The organism is Ruegeria sp. YTSB088 (genome assembly GCF_059609825.1).
The window spans coordinates 1-5,427 of sequence record NZ_JBXWMM010000029.1; the positions used below are offsets into that span (position 1 = coordinate 1).

The 5,427-nt window shown below is 55.5% G+C and carries 4 protein-coding genes; 1 reads left to right on the forward strand and 3 read right to left on the reverse strand.

Features of this window, described 5'->3' with window-relative positions:
* Positions 1-161: 161 nt before the first annotated feature.
* From AC2FFA_RS22460 to alaS, 3 genes are all read right to left on the reverse strand, one after another.
* On the reverse strand, positions 162-785 hold the full coding sequence (locus AC2FFA_RS22460; RefSeq protein WP_496717592.1) for a transglutaminase-like cysteine peptidase: 624 nt from the start codon (positions 783-785) through the stop codon (positions 162-164).
* 369 nt (positions 786-1,154) lie between these two features.
* A complete protein-coding gene (locus AC2FFA_RS22465; protein ID WP_117868918.1) occupies positions 1,155-1,442 on the reverse strand; it encodes a DUF1330 domain-containing protein in 288 nt (95 codons plus the stop codon).
* Position 1,443: 1 nt separating this feature from the next.
* Entirely contained in the window at positions 1,444-4,116 is a 2,673-nt protein-coding gene (alaS, locus tag AC2FFA_RS22470; protein ID WP_496853301.1) for an alanine--tRNA ligase, read from the reverse strand.
* 715 nt (positions 4,117-4,831) lie between these two features.
* Between alaS and AC2FFA_RS22475 the strand changes: the two genes are divergently transcribed.
* A complete protein-coding gene (locus AC2FFA_RS22475; protein ID WP_496853302.1) occupies positions 4,832-5,308 on the forward strand; it encodes a hypothetical protein in 477 nt (158 codons plus the stop codon).
* Positions 5,309-5,427 lie beyond the last annotated feature (119 nt).

A 5,427-nucleotide genomic window follows, 5' to 3' on the forward strand; every position in this document is an offset into this window, starting at 1 on the left:
GCGAAGGTGAAGGCGGCGGCGAAGGTGAAGGCGGCGGCGAAGGTGAAGGCGGCGGCGAAGGTGAAGGCGGCGGCGAAACGTTCTAGTGTGGAAGCAAAAATACCGGTGCAAGATTCGATTGCACCGGTATTCACTTTCTCAAAAAAGGTTTTCAGTTTTCCTCAGCTATGCCCGTAAACACCAACCCAACTTCCGGGCCGGTTCGGGTCTTGCATACGAAGAAACAGGTACCGCGTCGCTGTCCAGGGTTTGATACGGTTTGTGAGGTTGTCCAAAACCAAATCACCGTTTGAAGAGCGGTACACCAGCACCGCATGAGGCACCCGGCGCGTGTCCAGAACAGTAGCGATCAAGAGTTTGCTTGGATCGACCCCCGCATGGATCAAGTCTCTTTTCTTCAACAGCGCGAAGTCCTCACAATCACCGCCCCTGGCGGTGGGCAGCGCCCATCGCTCGGTCGTTTTGTACTGAGATTGATCGGTGACTTCGCGGGTCGACCTGTTCACACGCCGGTTAATTTGTTCGACAACCTGCAGTTCTTGCTGACTGGACAAGGATACGGATCGCTTTCCTGCGCAGGCCCAATTGTATTGAGCGCACAAGTTGGCGGCTCCGGACGGAGGTGGTGAAGACGCGACACTTGGGATAAACCCGTTCCCGGACGCATGCGCGACCGAGGTCATGGCAAAGGTGCAGATGCCTAAAACACAGATGCTGACGACCCGCACCGAAACCGGCAAAAGTCTGGAACCAATCCGTTTGGCCAGATTTGTAAAGTGTTTCATGCCTGTACCCCAATCCGGTGTTTTTCGCACGATCGCACGTCAAACAGGGTCGCATTCCGATTCATGAAACTATCTGCGAACAACCCTGCCCAAGCAATCACCTAAAAAGTTGAAGGGGAAAAAGGGCGAAATTTCGTCCGCTAATCTGACCTTTTCGCGCAAGAAATTGGATGGCGCGGCCACAATTCGGGCGCGAAGCTCTAAAATCTGCGGCACCAAAATCACGTAAGTCCCTGCAATAATGTAAAATTAATCTCAGCCCATGTTTGCGGGCTGAGTTTCCTTGATCGATTGTGACATAAGCAGATGATTGCCTATTCGTTGCCAGACTCTACGGCAAACGACGTTTCAAGTCGTGAAACCTGGCGATCACTCTGTGATTTCAACCACGACCAATTCACGTTCACTTGCCTCGCGTGCGTGACTCAGTGCCTGCTGATAATCATCCGAATTGTAACACTCGACCGCTGCTTCAAGCGATGGGAACCGGGCGACGACATTACGTGGTCGCTCCTTGCCTTCCAACTGAACATAACGCGCGGCACGGGCGATGAAGGCTCCCCCGTGCTTGGCAATGGCTGGTCCTGCCAATTCAGCGTATTTTCCGTACGCCTCGGCATCAGTCACCGTTACATGCGCAATCCAAAGTGCCGCCATCTTATCCTCCCAAAACCTGTTCTGCGGCCTTGATCGCCGCATCCGCATTCGACGCGTCCTTGCCGCCGCCCTGAGCCATATCCGGACGACCGCCACCGCCTTTGCCGCCCAATTCCACCACGGCGGCCTTGACCAGGTCGACCGCCGAAACGGTCCCTGTCAGGTCTTCGGTAACGCCGGCCGCAACCGCAGCCTTGCCGCCTGTATCCGCGATAAGCAGCACCGCACCTGACCCAAGTCGAGCCTTGTGTTCGTCGATCAATGCCGGAAGATCTTTCCCGGATACACCGCTGAGGGCCTGAGCCATGAACTTCACTCCGTTCACATCACGTGCCTCGGCGCCTCCACCCTTCCCGGCCCCGCCGGACATCGCAAGATCACGACGCAACTGAGCCACTTCATTCTGCAGTGACTTGCGTTCTTCCAACAGGCCCTTCACGCGTGCCACCACATCGTCCGGCTGGGCCTTCAGTTCCAACGCCACCTGTGCAAGGCGTTGATCCTGCGCCGAAAGGTACCGAAAAGCTTCATCCCCGCTTAGCGCTTCGATGCGACGCACGCCGGCACTGCTTGCGCTGTCCCCCAGCACGACAAACGTGCCAATGTCGCCCGTCTGGCGCACATGGGTACCGCCACACAGTTCAATCGACCATGTCTCGCCATCATGGCCCTTGCCCGTGGACGCCTTGCCCATCGAAACAACACGAACCTCGTCACCGTATTTTTCACCGAACAATGCCTGCGCGCCCAGTTTGCGCGCATCATCTGGTGTCATGACCCGTGTCTCCACAGCCGAGTTCTGGCGGATGAAGTCGTTCACCTCACGTTCGACTTTCCGGATTTCCTCAAGACTCAGCGCTTTGGAATGGCTGAAGTCGAACCGCAAACGATCGGCCGCATTCAGCGAGCCGCGCTGCGCCACGTGGTCGCCCAGCGTTTCCCGTAGTGCTTCATGCAGCAGGTGCGTGGCCGAGTGGTTGGCCCGGATTGCAGTGCGGCGCGCATGATCGACTTCCAGCTCGACGGCATCACCTTTTGACACAGCACCGCTGATGACCGTCACCTTATGCGCATAGACCTTCCCATCGGCGAATTTCCTGGTGTCCTCCACCCGACTGAGGTGATCGCGATCTTCAAGGCGCCGCAACTCGCCAGTGTCACCGACCTGGCCACCTGCCTCGCCGTAGAATGGGGTCTGGTTCACCACGACCCAGCCGCTGTCACCCGCATCGATCTTTTCAACCAAAGCGCCGTCAACAACCAAAGCAGCAACCTGAGCTTCAGCCTTCTCGGTGTCATAGCCAAGGAAGTCGGTCGCCCCGGCGGTATCCAGAACATCGAACCAGACTGCCTGATCAGCAGCTTCACCCGACCCCGCCCAGGCAGCTCGTGCCTTGGCCTTCTGTTTCGCCATCGCCGCGTCAAAACCGTCTGTATCAACCGTCCGGCCCTTCTCACGCAGCGCATCCTGCGTCAGGTCCAGCGGGAAGCCATAAGTGTCGTACAGCTTAAAGGCCGCTTCACCGGATAATGGCGCACTCTCGGAAAGGCCAGATACTTCGTCGTCAAGCAGCTTCAGCCCCCGATCCAGCGTCTGCTTGAAGCGGGTTTCTTCAAGCAACAAAGTCTCTTCAATCAATGGCTGTGCCTGGGTCAACTCTGAATAGTGCCCACCCATTTGTTGTACGAGTGACGGTACGAGCCGGTGCATGACCGGATCCTTGGCACCCAACAGGTGAGCATGGCGCATGGCACGACGCATGATGCGGCGCAGAACATAACCGCGGCCGTCATTGCTCGGCATCACGCCATCCGCAATCAGGAACGAGGTCGAACGCAAGTGGTCCGCAATCACACGGTGGTGCACGTTCTGATCCCCGTAAGGATCCACGCCAGTCGCATCGGCCGACGCTTCAATCAGTGCCTTGAACAGATCGGTGTCATAATTGTCATGGCTGCCCTGCAACAACGCACCGATGCGCTCGAGCCCCATGCCCGTATCGATCGATTGCATGTCGAGTTCGACCATCGAGCCGTCTTCAAACTGCTCGTTCTGCATGAAAACGACGTTCCAGATTTCAATGAATCGATCGCCATCCTCTTCGGCCGATCCCGGAGGGCCACCCCAGATGTGGTCGCCATGATCGTAGAAGATTTCGGTACACGGGCCGCAGGGGCCGGTCGGACCCATCTGCCAGAAATTGTCACTGGTGGCGATGCGGATGATCCGGTCTTCGGGAACACCGACCTTTTTCCAGATTTCAAACGCCTCGTCATCAGTATGATAGACCGTAGCAAGCAGGCGGTTCTTGTCGATTCCGAATTCCTTGGTGATCAGTTCCCACGCGAACGGGATCGCTTCGTGTTTGAAGTAATCACCGAACGAAAAGTTCCCCAACATCTCGAAGAATGTATGGTGGCGCGCAGTGTAGCCCACATTGTCGAGGTCGTTATGCTTGCCGCCAGCACGCACACATTTCTGCGCTGTGGTGGCGCGCTTGTAGTCACGTGTTTCCAGGCCGGTGAACAGGTTCTTGAACTGCACCATGCCCGAATTGACGAACATAAGCGTAGGGTCGTTGCGCGGCACCAGCGGGCTGGACGCCACGACCTCATGCCCCTGTTTTTCAAAGTAGTTCAGAAAGGTCGATCGGATGTCGTTCAGGGTTGGCATAGGGCTCTCTCGGCGCACGTAAATCTTGGTCTCCGCAGGTTTATCCCCCCGTCAGAGGAGTGTCCACAGCAGAGGTGTGCCCGAACGAAACAAGGCGGCCTGACGTCAAGCCACTATATGTAAATACTGACGAGCTTTCGACCAGCAGCCAGGCTGCTGGTCGTTTTCGTTAAGAAATATGAGCTTGTGACGTGCCGGAACCCAAGAAGGCTTCGCAAAATCTGCGAACAAAAAAAGTACTCGGCTTCCTCGCCTGCCTGGAGGTTTCTCAGTCAATTTTTGCCGCAACCCACTTTGTGACCTTTACGGCGTATTTCCTGACCCAAGAGAGGGGCGCGACCGACCAGCTACTCCGGGTTCAAACTTGGCGCGGGGCAAGGTCTGCGGGTCTGGAGATGAGCGCACCTATGTTTGGCCAAGTTGCGGACGGTCTAGCACCCTCAAATCCAACAAAGCTTTGGCGGAAGAATACGCAAGGCTCTCCCGCCTGAATAGAAGAACAAAGCATTAAAGTTGTCCGAGTGTTGCATGTGTCAATCACGGAGCGACCGTTGAGCTGATGCTCAGCCGGTATCGAAAGTTCGGCAAAACGGCCAAAGGAGATCCAAGATATCAGTGCAGAGCGTGCAAGAAGACCTTTTCGATTGGTCGCTCGACGAGGCGACAAAAGCGTAGAGATCTAAATGGAAAAGTCTTTAGATCGCTGGTTAATGGCGTGACGCTTTCAGCTATCTCACGATACCTCGATACATCACTTCCGGAAGTCTATTCGAAGATCGACTTCATCCACGAGCAATGCCAAGCCTTTGCAGCAGAGCGGGAGAAGCGACTTCCCGAAGTATTTGAAGGAAATAGTCCTCACTTCGCCACGGACTCACAAATCCTTCAGGTGAACTGGCCCGACAAAGGTATTCGTAAACTTGTGGAAGTGCGCCACATGTGCACCGTCCACAATGATAGCAAGTATGTCATCGCGTCTACAACAGATGTTGATCCCGACATTCACCCGCTTGCCGTCGAAAAGGCGATGGACATTGTCGGTGACAAAGACAAGCCTCGTTCTATGCGAGAGAAAGCTCGGATTTGGTTTGCCAGTGAGTACATCGAGTTCATTTGCAAACGACACGAGGCGACCAACCCAAAATCAAGTAGGTGGCACCGTAACAAAAAGCCTAGGTTCTGGACCCATTAATTTGGTTGCCGCCATCTCGGCTGCGTGATTCAAGCCCCTGAGTTTCAGGGGTATATCATGAGCAATCTATTCTGGTTGACTGACGAACAGATGGCGCGCCTTCAGCCTTATTTTCCGAA